14 protein-coding genes are annotated in these 17,604 nt (G+C 72.6%); 5 read left to right on the forward strand and 9 right to left on the reverse strand.

Annotation, left to right across the window (positions count from 1 at the left end; translation table 11 throughout):
* Positions 1-10: 10 nt before the first annotated feature.
* Positions 11-1,186 (reverse strand): STM4014 family protein, encoded by a 1,176-nt coding sequence (locus H4687_RS41360; protein ID WP_046914155.1) that lies wholly within the window; start codon positions 1,184-1,186, stop codon positions 11-13.
* Positions 1,187-1,222: 36 nt separating this feature from the next.
* The gene (locus H4687_RS41365) at positions 1,223-2,191 is read right to left on the reverse strand and encodes an STM4015 family protein (RefSeq protein WP_046914156.1); all 969 of its coding nucleotides are present in this window, start codon (positions 2,189-2,191) and stop codon (positions 1,223-1,225) included.
* A 282-nt stretch (positions 2,192-2,473) separates the two neighbouring features.
* On the opposite strand from H4687_RS41365, the gene H4687_RS41370 reads away from it, so the two are divergent.
* Both H4687_RS41370 and H4687_RS41375 read left to right on the forward strand, forming a co-directional pair.
* A complete protein-coding gene (locus H4687_RS41370; RefSeq protein ID WP_046914157.1) occupies positions 2,474-2,800 on the forward strand; it encodes a hypothetical protein in 327 nt (108 codons plus the stop codon).
* A gap of 73 nt (positions 2,801-2,873) precedes the next feature.
* A complete protein-coding gene (locus H4687_RS41375; RefSeq protein WP_050398653.1) occupies positions 2,874-3,893 on the forward strand; it encodes a DUF6745 domain-containing protein in 1,020 nt (339 codons plus the stop codon).
* 21 nt (positions 3,894-3,914) lie between these two features.
* On the opposite strand, the gene H4687_RS41380 is transcribed toward H4687_RS41375, so the two are convergent.
* Both H4687_RS41380 and H4687_RS41385 read right to left on the reverse strand, forming a co-directional pair.
* Complete coding sequence (locus tag H4687_RS41380; protein WP_005483867.1) at positions 3,915-4,535, reverse strand: L-threonylcarbamoyladenylate synthase; 621 nt, start codon at positions 4,533-4,535, stop codon at positions 3,915-3,917.
* Between the two features lie 123 nt (positions 4,536-4,658).
* The gene (locus tag H4687_RS41385) at positions 4,659-6,023 is read right to left on the reverse strand and encodes an FAD-dependent oxidoreductase (protein ID WP_046913041.1); all 1,365 of its coding nucleotides are present in this window, start codon (positions 6,021-6,023) and stop codon (positions 4,659-4,661) included.
* 177 nt (positions 6,024-6,200) lie between these two features.
* On the opposite strand from H4687_RS41385, the gene H4687_RS41390 reads away from it, so the two are divergent.
* Positions 6,201-6,686 carry a hypothetical protein gene (locus H4687_RS41390; protein WP_046913040.1) on the forward strand — a complete coding sequence of 162 codons (486 nt, stop codon included), beginning with the start codon at positions 6,201-6,203 and terminating at the stop codon, positions 6,684-6,686.
* Positions 6,687-6,770: 84 nt separating this feature from the next.
* Here H4687_RS41390 and H4687_RS41395 read toward each other — a convergent pair whose 3' ends face one another.
* Together H4687_RS41395 and H4687_RS41400 are read right to left on the reverse strand one after the other, a co-directional pair.
* Positions 6,771-7,754 carry an aldo/keto reductase gene (locus H4687_RS41395; protein ID WP_046913039.1) on the reverse strand — a complete coding sequence of 328 codons (984 nt, stop codon included), beginning with the start codon at positions 7,752-7,754 and terminating at the stop codon, positions 6,771-6,773.
* A gap of 65 nt (positions 7,755-7,819) precedes the next feature.
* On the reverse strand, positions 7,820-8,785 hold the full coding sequence (locus tag H4687_RS41400; RefSeq protein ID WP_046913038.1) for a DUF1152 domain-containing protein: 966 nt from the start codon (positions 8,783-8,785) through the stop codon (positions 7,820-7,822).
* Between the two features lie 270 nt (positions 8,786-9,055).
* On the opposite strand from H4687_RS41400, the gene H4687_RS41405 reads away from it, so the two are divergent.
* Positions 9,056-9,838: an alpha/beta fold hydrolase gene (locus H4687_RS41405; RefSeq protein WP_046913037.1), complete on the forward strand. Its 783-nt coding sequence runs from the start codon at positions 9,056-9,058 to the stop codon at positions 9,836-9,838.
* A gap of 25 nt (positions 9,839-9,863) precedes the next feature.
* Here the strand turns inward: H4687_RS41405 and H4687_RS41410 are convergent, their stop codons facing one another.
* From H4687_RS41410 to H4687_RS41420, 3 genes are all read right to left on the reverse strand, one after another.
* Positions 9,864-10,655 carry a hypothetical protein gene (locus H4687_RS41410; RefSeq protein WP_046913036.1) on the reverse strand — a complete coding sequence of 264 codons (792 nt, stop codon included), beginning with the start codon at positions 10,653-10,655 and terminating at the stop codon, positions 9,864-9,866.
* 111 nt (positions 10,656-10,766) lie between these two features.
* Positions 10,767-11,654: a Gfo/Idh/MocA family protein gene (locus tag H4687_RS41415; protein ID WP_046913035.1), complete on the reverse strand. Its 888-nt coding sequence runs from the start codon at positions 11,652-11,654 to the stop codon at positions 10,767-10,769.
* Between the two features lie 61 nt (positions 11,655-11,715).
* Entirely contained in the window at positions 11,716-14,493 is a 2,778-nt protein-coding gene (locus tag H4687_RS41420) for a SpoIIE family protein phosphatase (protein WP_192781780.1), read from the reverse strand.
* Between the two features lie 328 nt (positions 14,494-14,821).
* Between H4687_RS41420 and H4687_RS41425 the strand changes: the two genes are divergently transcribed.
* A complete protein-coding gene (locus H4687_RS41425; RefSeq protein ID WP_046913033.1) occupies positions 14,822-16,936 on the forward strand; it encodes a DUF1996 domain-containing protein in 2,115 nt (704 codons plus the stop codon).
* Positions 16,937-17,604 lie beyond the last annotated feature (668 nt).

Consider the following 17,604-nt stretch of genomic DNA (forward strand, 5'->3'; position numbering starts at 1 on the left):
GTCGGCCGGGTCAGAAGGGTGCATGATCTTTCCTTGCGTGGGGGAGGTGCGAGGGGGCCGGGGACAGGGCGTCGCGCACCGCCGCGAGCTGTGCCGCGTAGGTGTCCAGGCCCTCCGCCGGACCGCCCGGCAGCCCCGTCAGCCGGGGCAGCAGATCGCCGAAGGCGTTGACCTCGCCCACGGCGAACCGGCGCCAGCCGATCGCCGGCAGGAGGTCCACGCCGACGCTCAGCGTGCCGGGGAAGCAGGCGGCGGCCCGCTCACAGATGTCGAGCGCCTGCCGCCAGCGGTCTCCCGCCGCGTCCACGACCGACGCGAGATCGCCCCGGGCCCCGCCCAGATGGAGATTGGTCATCGGGAAGCGGCTGGTGCGCACGACGGCGTGCGTGGCCCGGCCCGCCACGACCAGCACCCGCAGATCGGCGGACCTCCCGTGCGCGGACGCCTTCGGCAGCCACCGCTCGATGTGCAGACCGTCGGCCGCGAGGGCGTCGACGATGCCGGCGATCTCCCGCTCGTCCGCGTAGCGCCGCACCCGCAGGGAGTTGTGCAGCCGGAGCGGGGCGCGCAGTCGGCCGTCGGCGGCGACCTCCACCGAGGTGGTGGCCCTGATCCGCCCGCTCGCCGACGACTCCACGGCCAGCACCCCGGACGCGGAGGACCCGTGGGCCGGCTTCACGAAGACACGCGGCATGCCGTGCTCCCGCATCGCCGCCCGTACGTCGTCCCAGCCGCGCACCGGCCGTGCGCCGCCCGAGGTGGGCGACGGGGGCACCGGGACGCCCGCCGCGTCGAGCCGGGCGTGGCACAGCCGCTTGTCGAACAGCACCGGCAGATCCGCCGGATCGTCCAGCCGCAGCCCGCCCCTCAACGACTCCACCGCGGTCAGGAAACGGCCGTACCAGGTGGCCGAGCCCTCCACCCGCGTGGGATCGTCGACGCCCCGCAGCAGCCGGTCCACCTCGGCGTTCTCGCCGGGTGAGTCCAGCCGTACGACCTCGTCGTCGGCGAACGCGTGGCCGCCGTCGCGCAGCACGTCCCGCCACTGCACCACCCGCGGCGTGCCGACGCCGGCCGCCTCGGCCGCCGCGACGAACAGCCCGACCCGCCGGTTCTCCCCGTTCCCGACCACCACCCACCGGTACGGGCCGGGACCCGCCCCCGCCGCACTGCTCCATCCGGACATGTGCCGCCCCCCTCTCGCCCGCGAACGCCTACGCGCTCACTCGCCCACCGCGACGAACCGCCAGACCGTGCCGTCCTCCTCCTCGTCCGACTCGGCGTCGTCGGCGTCGACGTCGACCTGGACCCCCTCGGCCTCCAGGGAGTCCCGCAGGCGGTCGCGCAGCGCCGGGCTCAGGTAGTTGTGGTGCAGGTCCATCGTGGTGAGGTGGGTCAGCGGCTGGCCCGTGAGAAGCGCGGTCGCGCCGTCGTCGGTGAGGACGCCCATGGACACGTCGAGGACGTCGAGGCGGGCCACCACGGGGGCCGAGGCCAGAGCGGCGCAGACGTCGTCCTGCATCTCGCTGTTGCGCAGGGCCAGGTGCTTGAGGGCCGGCAGGCGGGTGCCCGCGAGGATCGGCGCCAGGTCGGCCACCTCGCAGTCGCCCCCGTACTCGGGCGTCCCCAGCCACAGGTCCAGCTCGACGAGAGCGGGCAGGTCGCTGCCCGCGACACCCCGCACGACGTCGACGGGCAGGCCGCCCGTCTCGATCGTCAGGGTCCGCAGCCGCTCGTGCCGCAGCGCCGGGAAGCCGAGCCCCTGGCCGCCGCGCACCCCGAACTCCTCCAGCTCCGGGAAGGCGTCCAGCAGCGGGCTCACGTCCCCCTGGTTGATCCAGGAGATCTCGCACTCCTCCCCCACGATGTCGCCGAGGAACAGGGCGCGCAGCGACGGCAGCCGGTCCTTCGCCGCGACCAGGGCCGCGACGATCTCCTCGGGACCGTGGTCGTAGGCGTCGCTCCAGGCGCCCACGACCAGCGCCCGCACCTTCTCGGTGCCGACCGAGGCCAGGAACCGGGCGAACGCCTCCTCCCACGACTCGTCGCTGTCGTAGGACTCCACGGCGATGCTCCAGGCCACCGACTCGGGAGCGGGCAGGTGCCCGGCGCCCTGCGGGCTCTTCACCGACTTCGGGAAGCGGTGGACCGGCAGGCCGTGGAACTCCTCCAGATGGCTCCCGATGGTCATGTGCGCCCCGCCCCTTCGTTCCATGTCCGTGGGCGGCGCCGAATCCCTGCCCGGTCCGCCCGTCGCGCACCCGGAGCGCGCTGCGCCACCGGGTAGGGGAGTTCTACCAAGTCCGACTGACAACGTGTGCGGCGGACCCCTGTCCTGTGGACAGACAGCGAGCCCCTGTCCTGTGGACAACAGGTGGCGCGCACCGGCGGACAGCCGTGCGCGGACGGATTGTCAGTGGCTGCCCCTACGGTCCTGTCGTGGCACAGCGAGTGCCCGACGGGAGGGAGACCCATGTACCGGCAAGGAGACGTCCTCATCGCGCCGTTGACCGAGAGCGCCGTCCCCGGCGGGGCGCTCGACGCCGCCTCGGAGCCGCGCGACGGCCGTGGGCGGCTCGTCCTCGCCCTCGGCGAGGTCACCGGCCACGCCCACGCCGTGGTCGGCCCCGGCCGTCTCGTCCGCGAGGCGGGCGCGTTCGGGCCGATGCTGCTGCACGTGCCGCAGGGCGCCCGCGTCGTCCACGAGGAGCACGCGGCCATCTCCCTGCCCAAGGGCTGGTACCGCGTCGTGCGGCAGCGCGAGTACGTACCGGGGTCGGTGCGGATCGTCGCCGACTGAACCGGTGGCAGGAGGGCGGCCGTGGCCCACGGCGGCCCGCGGGGGACGGACTTGAGAATCCAGGAGGAACGGCGTGACGGAACGGACGAGTTGGCGGGCGGTGGCGGCGGCCACGGGGGCGGGCGACCGGGCACGGGCGGAGGCGGGCGTGCGCCTGGCCTACCGACGGGCGGGGCTGCGGGAGCCCGAACGGATCGTGTGGGCCCGCTCGCCCCTGGAGGCGGTACGCCTGCTGTCGGAGGCACCGGGCGGTGAGGTACCGCCGGCGACCGGGGCGAGCGTCCGTGACGCGGTCCGCAACAGGACGGTCGCCGCCGAGCGGGCCCGGCTGCACACCCGGCTGGGCCCCACCGGCTGGAGCGAGCACTGGCGGGCGACGGGCGCCGACCTGTGGGAGACCACCCGGCCGCTGATCGACCGCGTCCGCACCGGAGTCGTCGAGGCGCTGGCACCCGCCGACCGCAAGGAGGAGACCGGCATCCGGCTGCTCCTCCTGGACGCCGTCCTCGGCCAGCACGACGCGGCCTGGCTGTCCGCGTTCGACGCGGCCCCCGGCCTCGACGGACTGGCCGAGGTGGCCCGCACGGCCGGCTGGTGGTGGCCGTACGAGAACCTCGCGGTCGTCGCCGAGCGGCCCGTGGAGCTGCACCGCGACGAGGCGGGCCGGCTGGACCGGGGCGACGGGCCCGCGCTCGCCTACGCCGACGGATTCGCCCTGCACGCCTGGCGCGGGCTGCCCGTCCCCGGCGCGTTCCTCGACCGGCTGGGCTCGTTGACCCCGGCGGAGATCCGGGCGGAGGAGAACGCGGAGCTGCGCCGCGTGATGCTGGAGTTCTACGGCTACGACCGCTACCTGGAGGAGTCCGGGGCGAAGCCGGTGCACCGCGACGAGACGGGTGTGCTGTGGCGCATAGCCCTGCCCGGCGACGAGGACGTGGTGATGGTGGAGGTCGTCAACTCCACGCCGGAGCCGGACGGCACGAGCCGTACCTACTGGCTGCGGGTGCCGCCCGCGACCACCACGGCCCGCGCAGGGGTGGCCTGGACGTTCGGGCTGAGCGCCGAGGCCTACGAGCCGCTGCGGCAGACCTGATCCCGGCCGCCGCTCGTGGGATCACTCGAACCGTGACGTGTCGCCCGCGCCCTTGCGGATGATCTCCGCCTCGCCGCTGGAGAAGTCGATGACGGTCGTCGGCTCCGTGCCGCAGTCACCCGAGTCCACCACCGCGTCGACCAGGTAGTCCAGGCGCTCCTTGATCTCCCAGCCCTGGGTCAGCGGCTCCTCCTCGTCGGGCAGCAGCAGGGTGCTGGAGACGAGCGGTTCGCCCAGCTCGGCGAGCAGGGCCTGGACCACGCGGTGGTCGGGGATGCGCACCCCGACGGTCTTCTTCTTCGGGTGGAGGAGTTTGCGGGGCACCTCCCGCGTCGCGGGGAGGATGAAGGTGTAACTGCCGGGCGTCGACGCCTTCACGGCGCGGAACACGTCGTTGTCGACGTGGACGAACTGACCCAGCTGCGCGAAGTTCTCGCACACCAGGGTGAAGTGGTGCCGGTCGTCGAGCTGCCGGATCGTGCGGATCCGCTCGATGCCGTCACGACTGCCCAGCTGGCACCCCAGCGCGAAGCAGGAGTCCGTCGGATAGGCGATCAGCCCGCCCTGACGAATGCTGTCGGCGACCTGGGAGATGGCACGCGGCTGGGGGTTGTCGGGATGCACGTCGTAGTACTTGGCCATTGGACGAGCTTATGCCCCTGGGGCCGCAGGCCCCTGAAAGGGGCGCGGGGAACCGCGCGGCCGGCCACGGACGACCCGCGGCTCGACCACGGTCCGCAGTTCCCCTGCCCGTCGTCGGAGCGCCTACGCGCCACTCTCCCGCAGCATGTCCTCACGCTCGACGATCTTCACGCGCTCCCGGCCCTGCGGCTCGCCCAGCGCCTTCTCGGCGGCGTCGAGCCTGTACCAGCCCTCCCACGTCGTGAAGCGCACCTCACGCTCCGCGAGGAAGGCGTCCACGGCCTCCGGGGCGGGCGCGGACGGCTCGTGCAGCCGCCCGTTCGCGAAGTCGTCCAGCAGGTTGGCGACCGTCTCGTTGGCGTCGCCCTTGGTGTGCCCGATCAGGCCCACCGGACCGCGCCGGATCCAGCCGGTGACGTACGTCGACTGCAGGTGCGCGCCGGTCTCCTCGATGACCCGGCCGCCCGCGTCCGGGACGGTGCCCGACTCGACGTCCCAGGGCAGCTTGGGCAGCTTGTCCGAGAGGTAGCCGACCGCGCGGTACACGCCGGTGACGTCCCAGTCCTTGAACTCGCCTGTGCCCTTGACGTTGCCGGTGCCGTCCAGGGCGGTGCGTTCGGTGCGCAGGCCGACGACCTTGCCGTCCTCGCCGAGGATCTCGGTGGGCGACTCGAAGAAGTGCAGGAACAGCTTGTGCGGGCGGTCGCCGGTGTCGCGGATCGCCCAGTTCTCCAGGGTCTTGGCGACCATGTCGGCCTGCTTGTTGCCGCGCCGGGTCGCGATGGAACCCTCGTCGTAGTCGATGTCCTCGGGGTCGACGATGACCTCGATGTTGGGGGAGTGGTCCAGCTCCCGCAGCTCCATCGGGGAGAACTTCGCCTGCGCCGGGCCCCGGCGGCCGAAGACGTGGACCTCCAGCGCCTTGTTGGCCTTCAGGCCCTCGTACACGTTGGCCGGGATCTCGGTCGGCAGCAGCTCGTCGGCGGTCTTGGCGAGGACTCGTGCCACGTCCAGCGCGACGTTGCCGACACCGAGGACGGCGACCTTCTCGGCCTCCAGGGGCCAGGTGCGCGGGACGTCCGGGTGGCCGTCGTACCAGGAGACGAAGTCGGCCGCGCCGTAGGAGCCGTCGAGGTCGATGCCGGGGATGTCGAGCGCGCGGTCGGCCGTCGCGCCCGTGGAGAAGATCACGGCGTCGTAGAACGCGCGCAGATCGTCCAGGTTGATGTCCCCCGGGTAGTCGACGTTGCCGAAAAGACGGATCTGCGGCTTGTCGAGCACCTGGTGCAGGGCGGTGATGATGCCCTTGATGCGGGGGTGGTCGGGGGCCACGCCGTAACGGATCAGTCCGAACGGGGCGGGCATCCGCTCGTAGAGGTCGATGGACACACCGGGCTCGGTGGCCACGTCGGACTTCAGCAGCGCGTCGGCGGCGTAGATCCCGGCGGGTCCGGCTCCGACGATGGCCACCCGCAGAGGGCGGGGCATGTTCAGGTTCCCTTCGAGCGGAGAAAAGCGACTCGACGGCAACCCTAAACTAAGGCAACCCTTACCAGGTACGCGGGTCGGGTCTATGACCTCATAAAGCGATCTTATGTCATGCGGGGGAATGGACGGACGGCGGGAGGGGCCCGGAGACCCTCGGCGGACACCGTCGTCGACAGCGTGTTTGCCGCGGCGTTGAACGGCAACGCGGTCTCCATGAATCAGCCGAACAAGGAACCGAACGAGAACGCCGCGTCCGCCGGGACGACCGCCGCCAAGGCCCGCCGGACCGCCACCAAGGCGACGGCTCCGGCCACCGAGTCCGCGAAGACGGCCGCGGACAAGACCGAGGGCGCAGCCTCGTCCGTCAAGGCCGGTGCCGGGCACGCGGCCGAGGTGACCAAGCGCGCCGCCGACAGCACGAGCGCGGCCGTGCACAGCGCGGCCAAGGGCGTCGAGGCCGGCCGCCAGGCGGTCGTCCAGGCATCCGGCCAGGTGGCGGCCACCGCGAAGACGGCCGTGACCGTCATCGCCCAGCGCAAGCTGGTCGCCGCCGGTGTGGGCGCGGGCCTGACGGCCCTGACCGCCGCCTCCTACGCCGTCGGACGCCGCTCCGGACGCCAGGTGCAGGGCCCGCTCACCCGGCTCACGGGCGGCCGCATCTGACGCGCCGGCCGCGAGGCGTGAGCCCACGTGCGGGAAGCGGCCGACCGGCCGCCTCCCGCACGGCGCCGTCTCGCGCCCCGCGCGCTACCAGCGGCCCTCGACCTGCTCCTTGACACGCCGGTCGTACAGGTCCCGGATCGCCGCGAGCGTCTGCCCGGACAGCTCCGGCAGTGCGGCCGCCGCCGCGTTGGCGCGGGCCTGGTCCGGCGTGCGGGCGCCCGGGATCACCGTCGTGACGCCCGGCAGCTGGATGATCCAGCGCAGCGCCAGCTGGGCGGGCGTGTAACCGTCGGGGGTCAGCCCGGCGAACTCGACCGCCGCCTCGACGCCCGTGGCGTAGTCGACGCCGGAGAAGGTCTCGCCCTGGTCGAAGGCCTCGCCGTGCCGGTTGTACGTACGGTGGTCGTTCTCCGCGAAGACCGTGTCCTTCGTGTACTTGCCGGACAGCAGCCCCGAGGCCAGCGGCACCCGCGCGATGATCGCGACCCCCGCCTTCTCGGCCGCCGGGAGGACGTCGAGGAGCGGCTTCATCCGGAACGGGTTGAGGATGATCTGCACGCTCGCCACGTTCGGGCGGGCGATCGCCGTCAGCGCCTCCGCGCAGGTCTCCACGCTGACGCCGTACGCGGCGACGCGCTCCTCCGCGACCAGGGTGTCCAGTGCGTCGAACACCTCGTCCGAGGAGTAGACGGGTGTGGGCGGGCAGTGCAGCTGGACCAGGTCGACGCGGTCCACGCCGAGGTTGCGGCGGGAGCGGTCGTTCCAGGCCCGGAAGTTGTCGAGGACGTAGTTCTCGGGGATCTGGTCCACGCGACGGCCCATCTTCGTCGCGACGAACACATGGAGGTCGGGCCTGCTGCGCAGGAACGTGGCGATGGTCTGTTCGCTGCGGCCGTCGCCGTAGACGTCGGCCGTGTCGAAGAAGGTCACCCCCGACTCGGCGGCCGCCTCCAGCACCGCCAGGGCCTCCGTGTCGTCGACGTCTCCCCAGTCGGCGCCCAGCTGCCATGTGCCGAGACCGACGACGGACGCGTGCTGACCCGACCTACCGAATGCGCGTTCTTCCATGCCGTCAGTCTGTCATCCGTCCCGTGCTCCGCTCCGCAGGGCCGGTGACGGGGCGCGTGGCGGGATCAGTGCGGGAAGGCGCGTGGCTGGCGCTGCCGGGGCAGCCCGTCCCGGAACTCCTCGACGACCGAGCTGATCTGCCGGGTGAGTTCGGTCTTCTCCAGCCGGTCGAGGTAGAGGTTGCGGCGGGCGAGTCCCACCGCGTCCACGCAGAAGTACAGCGCCATCAACGGGTTGATGAACAGTTCGCTGTTCCGGGTGCGGTCGGTGAAGCGGACGTCGCCGAACTCGCCCCGTACGGCGGCCGCGACCGAGCCGTTGACGATGCTCGGGTGGGTCGGCGTGCACCGCTGGGCGTGGGCCACCGCGTCCAGGTACAGGGCGCCTTCCCGGCTGTCGCGCGGCAGCGAGAACGCGCCCAGGTAGGCGCCCTCGCGCTCCAGCGCGGCCAGGTTCTCCAGCACCAGCGAGTGGTTGACCCCGTGGTAGGCGTCCACGCCGAAGCCCAGGCAGGCCACCAGGCGCTGGGGGATCTCGTCGAGTCCGGCGACGGCGCCCAGGCTCGCCATGTCCTCCTCCGGTGTGCCGAGCCCGTGCTCGTCGCCGCGCATCAGGATGTCGGTGCCGCCGTCGACGAGGACGACGGCGTCCACCCCGCCCAGATGGTCGACGAGCGCGCGGTAGGCGGCCCGCAGGGGCGCCACACCCGTACGGGACAGCGCGTACACGGTGCTGGGCAGCCGGTGCAGGGACAGCCACTGGGCGAGGGCGCGCTCGGGGAAGTAGTCGCCCCGGAAGTCGGTCTCCGGGCCGATCGCCGCGACATCGGGCTCCAGCCACACGTCGGTGCTCAGGCCGTAGAGATCGGCGAACGACAGGTTCGCGAGATGGACCTCCTTGCCCTCGGCGCGCAGGGCGAGGGCCAACGGCAGCCCCGCGTACACGTCGAACCCACCGCCGGCACCGGCGACGAGCACGCGCCGCGCGTCGCGCAGCCGGGTGAAGAACGGAGGTTGCCGGAGGGAGAACACCGGGGGAAGTTAACAGGGCGGCGCGGCGGGCGCGCGTGATTTCCCGCCCGTGGTGCTGTGGGGTGGGGCATCGGGGCGGGCGTCCGCCCGGTGGCGCGCGGGCCGGCCGGGAGCGGCGGCCTCGGGTCGTCGTCCGTCGTACCGTCGTCCCCGCCACCAGCCCGGTCGTCCGTGCCGCCGCGCAGATTCCTCGGCCGGCGGCGGTGACGTGGGGCCGGGGAGGCCGCTACCGTACCGGTCAGTAACCGGACCGCACCGCAGGAGGCCCCCATGCCGCAGCTCGAAGTCGACGGCGCCGTGCTGACGTACGACGACGAGGGTCCCCGGAACGGCGACGGCGTGCCCCTGGTGTTCGTGCACGGATGGACCGCGAACCGGCACCGCTGGGACCACCAGGTCGCGCACTTCTCCGGGAAGCGGCGCGTGATCCGGCTGGACCTGCGCGGGCACGGCGAGAGTCGTGGCCCGGGGGTGCGCACGATCGAGGAACTGGCCGGGGACGTGCTCGCCCTCCTCGATCACCTGGAGGTCGAGCGGTTCGTCCTCGTCGGCCACTCCATGGGCGGCATGATCTCCCAGACCATCACCCTCGCCCACCCCGAGCGGGTCGAGCGCCTGGTCCTGGTCAACTCCATCGGCCGGATGGCCTACAGCCGCGGCCGCGGCCTGCTGATGGCGGTCTCCACCCGCGTCCCGTTCAAGCTGTTCGTCGCCGCCAACATCCAGCGGGCCTTCGCCCCCGGCTACCCCCGCGAGGAGATCCGCTCGTACATCCGCGCCTCGTCGGCCACCCCGCGCGAGGTCGTCATGACCCTGTACGGCGCCATGCGGGCCTTCGACGTCCTCGACCGTCTCGGGGAGATCAGCACGCCCACCCTCCTCGTCCACGGCTATCACGACATCCAGCTCCCGGTCTCCCAGATGCTGAGGATGGCCAAGGCCTGCCAGGACGCCGAGGTGCGCATCCTGGACGCCGGCCACGAACTCCCCGTCGAGAAGCCGGCGGAACTCACCGCCACCCTCGACCGCTTCCTCACCGGCGCCCGTCCCTGAACCCCGCCCCCCGAGCGGGGAGCGGTCACACGGCCGGGCGCGAGCGGGTCCGCCCCCGGCCGAGGAGGCCGCCGAGCGAGCGGAGCCGGCCGAGGACTGCGCCCACGACCGCGCGGGTGCGGGTCAGCCGGTCGATGTCCGCGGCCAGGGACAGGGCCGCGCCCGTCCAGGCGAAGCCGAAGGACCAGACGGAGAGCCATTCGCACAGGTACAGGGGCGTGATCAGCCAGTCGTCGCCCACCTCCGTGGCCGCCGCGGCGGCGGCTAGCGCCATGAAGACGAGGATCAGCACACCGGCCACGAGGTAGGGACGGCGCACGTAGGAGCGTTCCTTGATGCCCGGGGCCCCGTACATGAAGAGGCAGAAGGCCGCCATCGCCGTCAACAGGGCGACGGCGAAGACCTGGTGGAACACGGAGGCCGTCTGCTGCCCCGCGTCGCCCCCCGACCCCGGCGCGGTGGGGAAGAGGGCGACGCCGAGGGCGCAGAGTCCGGCGACGGTGCCCAGGACGTCGTGGAACCGGTTGAAGCGGTAGACGACCAGGAAGATCCCGAGGGCACAGAGCCCGCCGACGAAGAGGTCCCGGGTGCCGGTGTAGTACGAGCCGCTCATGGAACCGGGCCAGGCGTCCGCCCCGGTCCCGCCGTCCAGCCGCGCCGCGATCCAGTTGCCGGCCGGCAGCGCCAGGGGCAGCAGGACCCCGATGACCCCCACCCCCAGGCGCAGCCGCATCACCGTCCGCGCGTCCTGGTCCTTCTTCCCGGCCGCCAGCCCGCGTCGCAGGTTCTGGGCGGCGCTCCCGTCCGTAGCGCTCACGGGTACCTCCTCACGCTCACGAAACGCGCGAGGCGAAGGCGTGCCCGCCATCGGACGATGTCCGATATAAAGCAGACATAAACTCGAACGCGGGCTCGGGAGTCCCGCGTGTCAGCCGGTCAACCGTTCTTCCGCGGCGACGAGCAGCTCCGTCACGCGCAGCGCGAAGGCCGCGTCGCACGGATGCGGGCGTCCACTACGGGCGGCCGCCAGCAGCGCGTCCCCCGCCCGTACGAGAGCCGGTACGGCACCTTCGTCGGACTCGGGCAGGACGGCCGTCCCGGTCCGGCCGCGCAGCTCGACCGTGGCGCCGGAGGCCGCGGGCGGGGCCGTGAGGCTGAGGGTGAGCGTGCTGGACGCCCCGCCGGTGTGCAGAAGGATCAGATGCACCGTGTCCCCGGGGCCGCGCACGGCGGCGGCGACCTGCTCCACGTCCCCGAGGACCGGCAGCAGCACGGACAGGGCGTGCGGGCCCACGTCCCACAGGCCGCCCTTCTCGCGCCGCCACGGCGAACGCGCGAAGGGGCTGTCGCTCTCCTCGTCGAACAGCGACCCGAACCACTCCGCGCGGGCGGTGAACCAGCCCCCGTCGGCGGCCCGTTCGGTGATCCACGCGTCGATCGCGGTCTGGAAACGGGCGGTGAAGAAGACGACCGAGGCCACCCCGGCCTCCTCGACCGCCTCGACGACGGTCCGCCCCTGCTCCACATCCGTCGCCAGGGGCTTGTCGAGCAGCAGATGGCAGCCGACCCGGGCGGCCCGCGCCGCGAGCGGTGCCTGGACGGAGGGCGGCAGGGCCACGGCGACCGCGTCCACGTCGGCGAACAGGGCGTCGACGTCCTCGTACACCGGCACCCCACCGTGCCGTGCGGCCAGCTCCTTGGCCGCCTCCGGGCGCCTGCCCCACACTCCCGCGAAGTCCAGCTCCTGGTGCGCGCTCAGCGCGGGGGCGTAGGCCATCTCGGCCCACGGGCCGGTTCCGAGCAGTCCGATACGCATGCTCCGGTCTCTCCTTGCGCTTGGGGGCCCCGCCCCTGCGGGCAGGGCCTGTCGAGGACCGTCAGGGCAGCGCCTGTTCGGTCCAGATGGTCTTGCCCGTGGGGGAGTAGCGGGTGCCCCAGCGCTGGGTGAGCTGGGCGATGAGGTACAGCCCTCGGCCGCCCTCGTCGGTCGTGGCGGCGTACCGCAGATGGGGCGAGGTGTGGCTGCTGTCGCTGACCTCGCAGATCAGCTGACGGTCGTGGATGAGACGGACCCGGATGGGTCCGCCGCCGTACCGGATGGCGTTGGTGACCAGCTCGCTGAGGATCAGCTCGGTGGTGAACTCCAGCTCCTCCAGGCCCCATGCGGCCAGCTGCCGGGTGGCGTCGGAGCGGGCCCGGCGGACGGCCGCCGGGTCGTCGGGCACCTCCCACTCCACGACGCGGCTGCCGTCCAGCGCGCGGGTGCGGGCGACGATCAGCGCGATGTCGTCGCTCGCCCGGCTCGGCGGCAGCGCGTCGAGCACGGCCTCACAGGTGCCCTGCGGGGACGTGTCGGCCCCGGTCAGCGCGGTGCGCAGCAGTTCGAGGCCGTCGTCGATGTCCCGCTCCCGGTGCTCGACGAGGCCGTCGGTGTAGAGCACCAGCCGACTGCCCTCCTCCAGCTCCAGCCCGGCCGTCTCGAAGGGCAGCCCGCCCAGGCCGAGCGGCGGACCGGCGGGCACGTCGGGGAACTCGACGGTGCCGTCGGGGCGGGCCACCGCGAGCGGCGGATGGCCGGCCCGGGCGACGTCGCAGCGCCGCGAGACCGGGTCGTAGATCGCGTACAGACAGGTCGCCCCGGTGATCGGGGCGGTGCCGTCCAGGACCGCCTCGTCCTGGTCGATCCGGCTGACCATCTCGTCCAGCAGCCCGAGGATCTCGTCCGGCGGCAGGTCCAGCGCGGTGAAGTTGTGCACGGCGGTGCGCAGCCGCCCCATCGTGGCCGCGGCGTGCAGGCCGTGACCCACGACATCGCCCACGACGACCGCGACCCGGGTGCCGGACAGCGGGAGGACGTCGAACCAGTCCCCGCCCACCCCGGCCTGCGCCGGCAGATAGCGGTAGGCGACGTCCAGGGCGCTCTGTTCGGGGAGGTTGCGCGGCAGCAGGCTGCGCTGCAGGGTCTCGGCCATCGTGTGCTCGCGTGTGTACCGGCGCGCGTTGTCGATGGAGACCGCCGCCCGCGCGACGAGTTCCTCGGCGAGCGCCAGTTCCTCCTGGTCGAACGGCTCGGGCTTCTCCGAGCGCCAGAAGGTCGCGACGCCCATCACCAGCTGGCCCACCCGCAACGGCACGGTGATCAGGGAGTGGATGCCGTACTCGACGACCTGCGCGGACCGTTCGAGATCCTGCGCCTGCCAGCCGGTGGCCCGGCTGAGGTCGGTCACCAGGGTCGACGTGCCGCTGTCGATGCTGCGGGCCTGCGGCGAGGAGGCGACGAGGTCGATCCGCTCGCCCACCTTGTACAGGGGTGCGTCCTTGCGGATGCCGCTGCACGCCGTACGGCGCAGGGTGGTGACCGTGTCGGGCTCGTCGCCGTTGAGCGCCGCCGGGGCGAGGTCCACGGTGACGAAGTCCGCGAACCGGGGGACGGCCACCTCCGCCAGTTCCTCGGCGGTGCGGGTCACGTCCAGACCGGTGCCGACGCCCACTCCGGCGTCGTAGAGCAGCCGCAGACGCTCCCGGGCCGCCTCCGCGCGGCCGGACAGGGCACGCAGCTCGGTGGAGTCGCGGAGGGTGGCGACGCTGCCGGAGGGTTCGCCCTGCAGATCGGTGGCCCGCTGGTTGACGGCGAGCAGCCGGTCGCCGACCAGGTGCACCTCGTCGTTGGCGACGCGGCCCGAGGCCAGCAGGTCGGCCATGGGGGATTCCAGGCCCAGGGCGTGGACGTCCTGTCCCTCGGCGTCCGCGGGGAGGTCGAGCAGACGGTGCGCCTCGTCGTTGGCGAGCAGCAGTCTGCCTCCGCCGCCGACGATGATCACGCCCTCCCGCACGGCGTGCAGCACCGCGTCGTGGTGCTCGTACATGCGAGTCATCTCGGACGGGCCGAGGCCGTGGGTCTGGCGCAGGAGCCGCTTGCTGACGAGCGCCGTGCCCGCCGTGGCCAGCGCGAGGGCCGCGGCGGCGGCGATCAGCACCAGGGGCAGCTGCTGTTCCGCGACCCCGCCCACGTTCTCGGTGGTGATCCCGGCCGAGACCAGGCCCACGACCTTGCCGTCGGGGTCCTTGACCGGCACCACGGCCTGGACGAGGGGGCCGAGGGTGCCGTTGACCTCCTCGGTGAAGGACTCGCCCTCCAGCGCCGGCCCGAGGGTGCCGACGAACTGCTTGCCGATGCGGTCCGGCTTGGGGTGGGTGTAGCGGATCCCGTCGGTGTTCATCACGACGATGAAGTCGACCTTGGACTGCATCCGGGCGGCCTCGGCCCTCGGCTGGAGGATCGCCGTCGGATCGTCGGCGGCCAGCGCCTCCCGGGTTCCCGGCGCGTTGGCGAAGGTCTCCGCCACGGCGAGCGAACGGTTGTGCGCTTCCTCGCTGCTGTCGTGCCGCACCTGAAGGACCAGCGCCACCACGGCCGACACGACCAGGACCAGCACGATCACGACCTGGAGCAGGAAGACCTGCCCGGCGACGCTGCGCCCGCCCACCGCCGACCGCAGCCTCGCGAGCGGGCCCCCGCGGTGTTCCGGATCCCGGTCCGCGCCGCCGTCGGATCCGTGCCGTACCCGCCGGGCGCGGTCGTCCGGGCCCTGCGCGGGCCGACCCTGGGGGCGGCGGGTCGACTGAGAGCGAGATCGACCCAGGAGACGCACCATGTGCCCATGTCTACACTGCCCCGCGCCCGGAGGCGAGAGGGGGTCACGCGCGGTCACGGCCGGTGCCGTCGGCGAAACGGCGGGGAGAGCGCTTGCTGCCGCTTTGACCACGTGTGACTTACCGCTACCTGTCATCTTCCTGTGAATTCGCGAGGCGTTTGAACACTTCGGCGTCCGGCTCCGTATTGGGCTGGGGTTTTTCATGCCCGGACCCGATCCGACGTTGTAGGAGCTATCCGTGGGACGCACCACCAGGCGCAGACGCCCATCAGGAGCACGGCGCGCGACCTCAGCCGCGATCGCGCTGATCTTGGGCGGAGGCGGCCTCGTGGCCGTCAATGTCTACGCGTCGGCCACCGAGGAGGACGCGGCCGACGACTCCGTCCAGCAGGTCAACTCCGCCGCCGGCACGATCGACTGCCCGGACGTCGGCGACGCGTTGACGGAGGTGCCCGACGGGGCACGGGCCGAGGTCGACAAGGAACTCGCCGCCCTGGACCAGCAGATAGCCGAGGCCTACCAGCGGCTGCAGAACTCCGCCCAGGCCCAGCAGCAGGACGGCGGCTTCGCCGACAACGCGATCATGAACCCGCTCAAGGAGAAGCGGGCGGCGACGATCGAGCGGATCGCGATCGCCATCGACCGTGTCGGCGACCGCCCCGACGGCCTCGACTCCCTGGCCGCCTGCGAACTGCGCCCCGCCGAGAACCAGAACGGCGGCGACGGCGGAGACCAGAACGGTGACGACCAGAACGGTGACGACCAGAACGGCGGCGGCGAGAACGGCGGCGGCGAGAACGGCGGCGGTGACGGCCAGGACCAGGGCGATCAGGGCCAGGGCAACGGCGGTCAGGCCGGCAACGGTCCGGTGGCCGCGGACTACGTCGACATCGCGACCGTCCAGCCGAACGCGGGCGACGGGGGCCGCCGACAGGACGGCTCCACCGGCTCCTTCAGCACCGACTGCGGCGTGAACGCGGGCGGACTGTTCAACTCGGACAACGTCATCGTCGCCCCCGGCGTCTCCAACGGCGCCCACCACTTCCACGACTACGTCGGCAACCAGGGCAACAGCGCGTTCGCCAGCGACGAGGACCTCGCGGCCGCCGACACGAGTTGCGAGAACCAGGGCGACCGGTCCTCGTACTTCTGGCCGGTGATCCGACTGCAGAACGGCGCCGCCGAGCAGGACGCCAACTCTCCCGGCGGCGGCATCGAGGGCAACGTCGGTGAGATCGTGACGCCCAAGCAGGTCACCATGACGTTCGAGGGCAGCCCGCGCGGCGACGTCACGGAGATGCCGCGCCTGCTGCGCATCATCACCGGCGACGCCAAGGCCTTCGTCAACGGCACGGCCAACGCCAACGCGTCCTGGAGCTGCACCGGCTTCGAGGACCGGCAGGTGAAGGACAAGTACCCGCTCTGCCCCGCCGGCAGCGACGTGGTGCGTACGTTCAAGTTCCAGAGCTGCTGGGACGGTCGCAACATCGACAGCGCCAACCACCGCACCCACGTGGCCTTCGCCGCGGCGGACGGCAGCTGCGGCGCCGGCTTCAAGGCCATCCCGCAGCTCGTCCAGCGCATCGTCTACGACGTCGACGCCCCGAGTCTTCAGGACGGCGGGCGTACGGCACCGCTGTTCGCGGTGGACGCCTTCCCCGAGCAGCTCCACAAGCCCGTCACCGACCACGGCGACTTCATCAACGTCTTCGACGAGGACCTGATGCGGGAGATGGTGGACTGCATCAACGACGGTCGCGAGTGCGACGCGGCCGACATCGGCGGTGACCAGGGCGACGGCGGCGACCAGGGTGGCAACGGTGGCGGCCAGGGCGGCGATGGCGGCGACCAGGGTGGCAACGGTGGCGGCCAGGGCGGCGATGGCGGCGACCAGGGTGGCAACGGTGGCGACCAAGGTGGCGATGGCGGCGACCAGGGCGACGACGGTGGCCAGGACAACGGTGGAGACAACGGCCAGGGCGGTGACGACGGCCAGGGTGAAGACCAGGGTCAGGACCAGCCGGGCGACGGCCAGGACCAGAACGACGGCCAGGACCAGAACCAGAACGACAACCCGGCCGAACCCACCGAGACCGCCCAGGCCCCCGGCAACGGGGACGACAAGGCGAACCAGGGCGACGACAAGGAGCCCCAGGTCCTCGGTTCGGTGAAGGCGACCCAGCGCGGCAACCCCGGCGGGGGCAAGGACGTCGACAAGGGCGCAGACGGCGCCGACGACGGCGGCGCGGTCGTGGCTCCCCAGCAGACGACGCCCGCCGCCAACATCCCTTCGCCCGCCGGTCAGTCCGGATCGCAGGGGTCGCAGTCGGCGGCCGGCGACCTCGCCGAGACCGGGGCACAGTTGTGGCCGGCGATGATCGGCGGCGTGGCGGTGCTCGCCGGCATCGTCCTGCTGCGCCGGGTCAGGCGCGGGACCTACTGATCCGGGAGGACCCGCCGGACGGGATCCCATGCTCCGCCAACCTTGTTGATTTGGACGGGAATCGATCCTGTACCGAACGACTCGGGGCGGAGCACGGCGGAGGTCAGGGCCCGGTGGCTGCCACCGCCGGGTGGTGTCGCGTCGGCCGCCGTCGTGCTCGTGGCGATGGTGGCCGACGGGCTGGGCGCCGGAAGCGACACCGACGCCTGTCCGGCCGTGACGGTCGCGCTCGGCGCGGTCATCGCCGGCAGCCCGGCCGTTCAGGCGCCGTGCCCCGCTGGCCGGGTTCGTGGTCGGCCACCGCCTACGCCGGCCGCCCCCCGTACGATCCGGCCGTCCCTCTCGGGATCCTGCTCGCGGCCGGCGTCCTGACCACGGGCACGGCGGCGGCCGTCGTCCTTGCGCAGGCGTCCCCCGCCCGCCGCACTCCGGATCGTGCGCCGGAGGAGGGGAAAAACCCCGCTCCCCGAGCGAACCGGCCGGTGACCTCCGTGCGTCAACAGGCTGTGGGGTCCACGCCTCCGCCCCTCGCCGGGCGCGGCGCACGACCCTTCCGGATCATCGCGCACGCGGTGGTCACGAATGGAAATCGATCTTTGCCGGTGCCCGGGAAACGCCTGTCGCGGCATCGACTTTCGGCCGTACACTGACAATTCGTAACCATGCGG

Source organism: Streptomyces stelliscabiei (assembly GCF_014873495.1).
Classification (GTDB): domain Bacteria; phylum Actinomycetota; class Actinomycetes; order Streptomycetales; family Streptomycetaceae; genus Streptomyces; species Streptomyces bottropensis.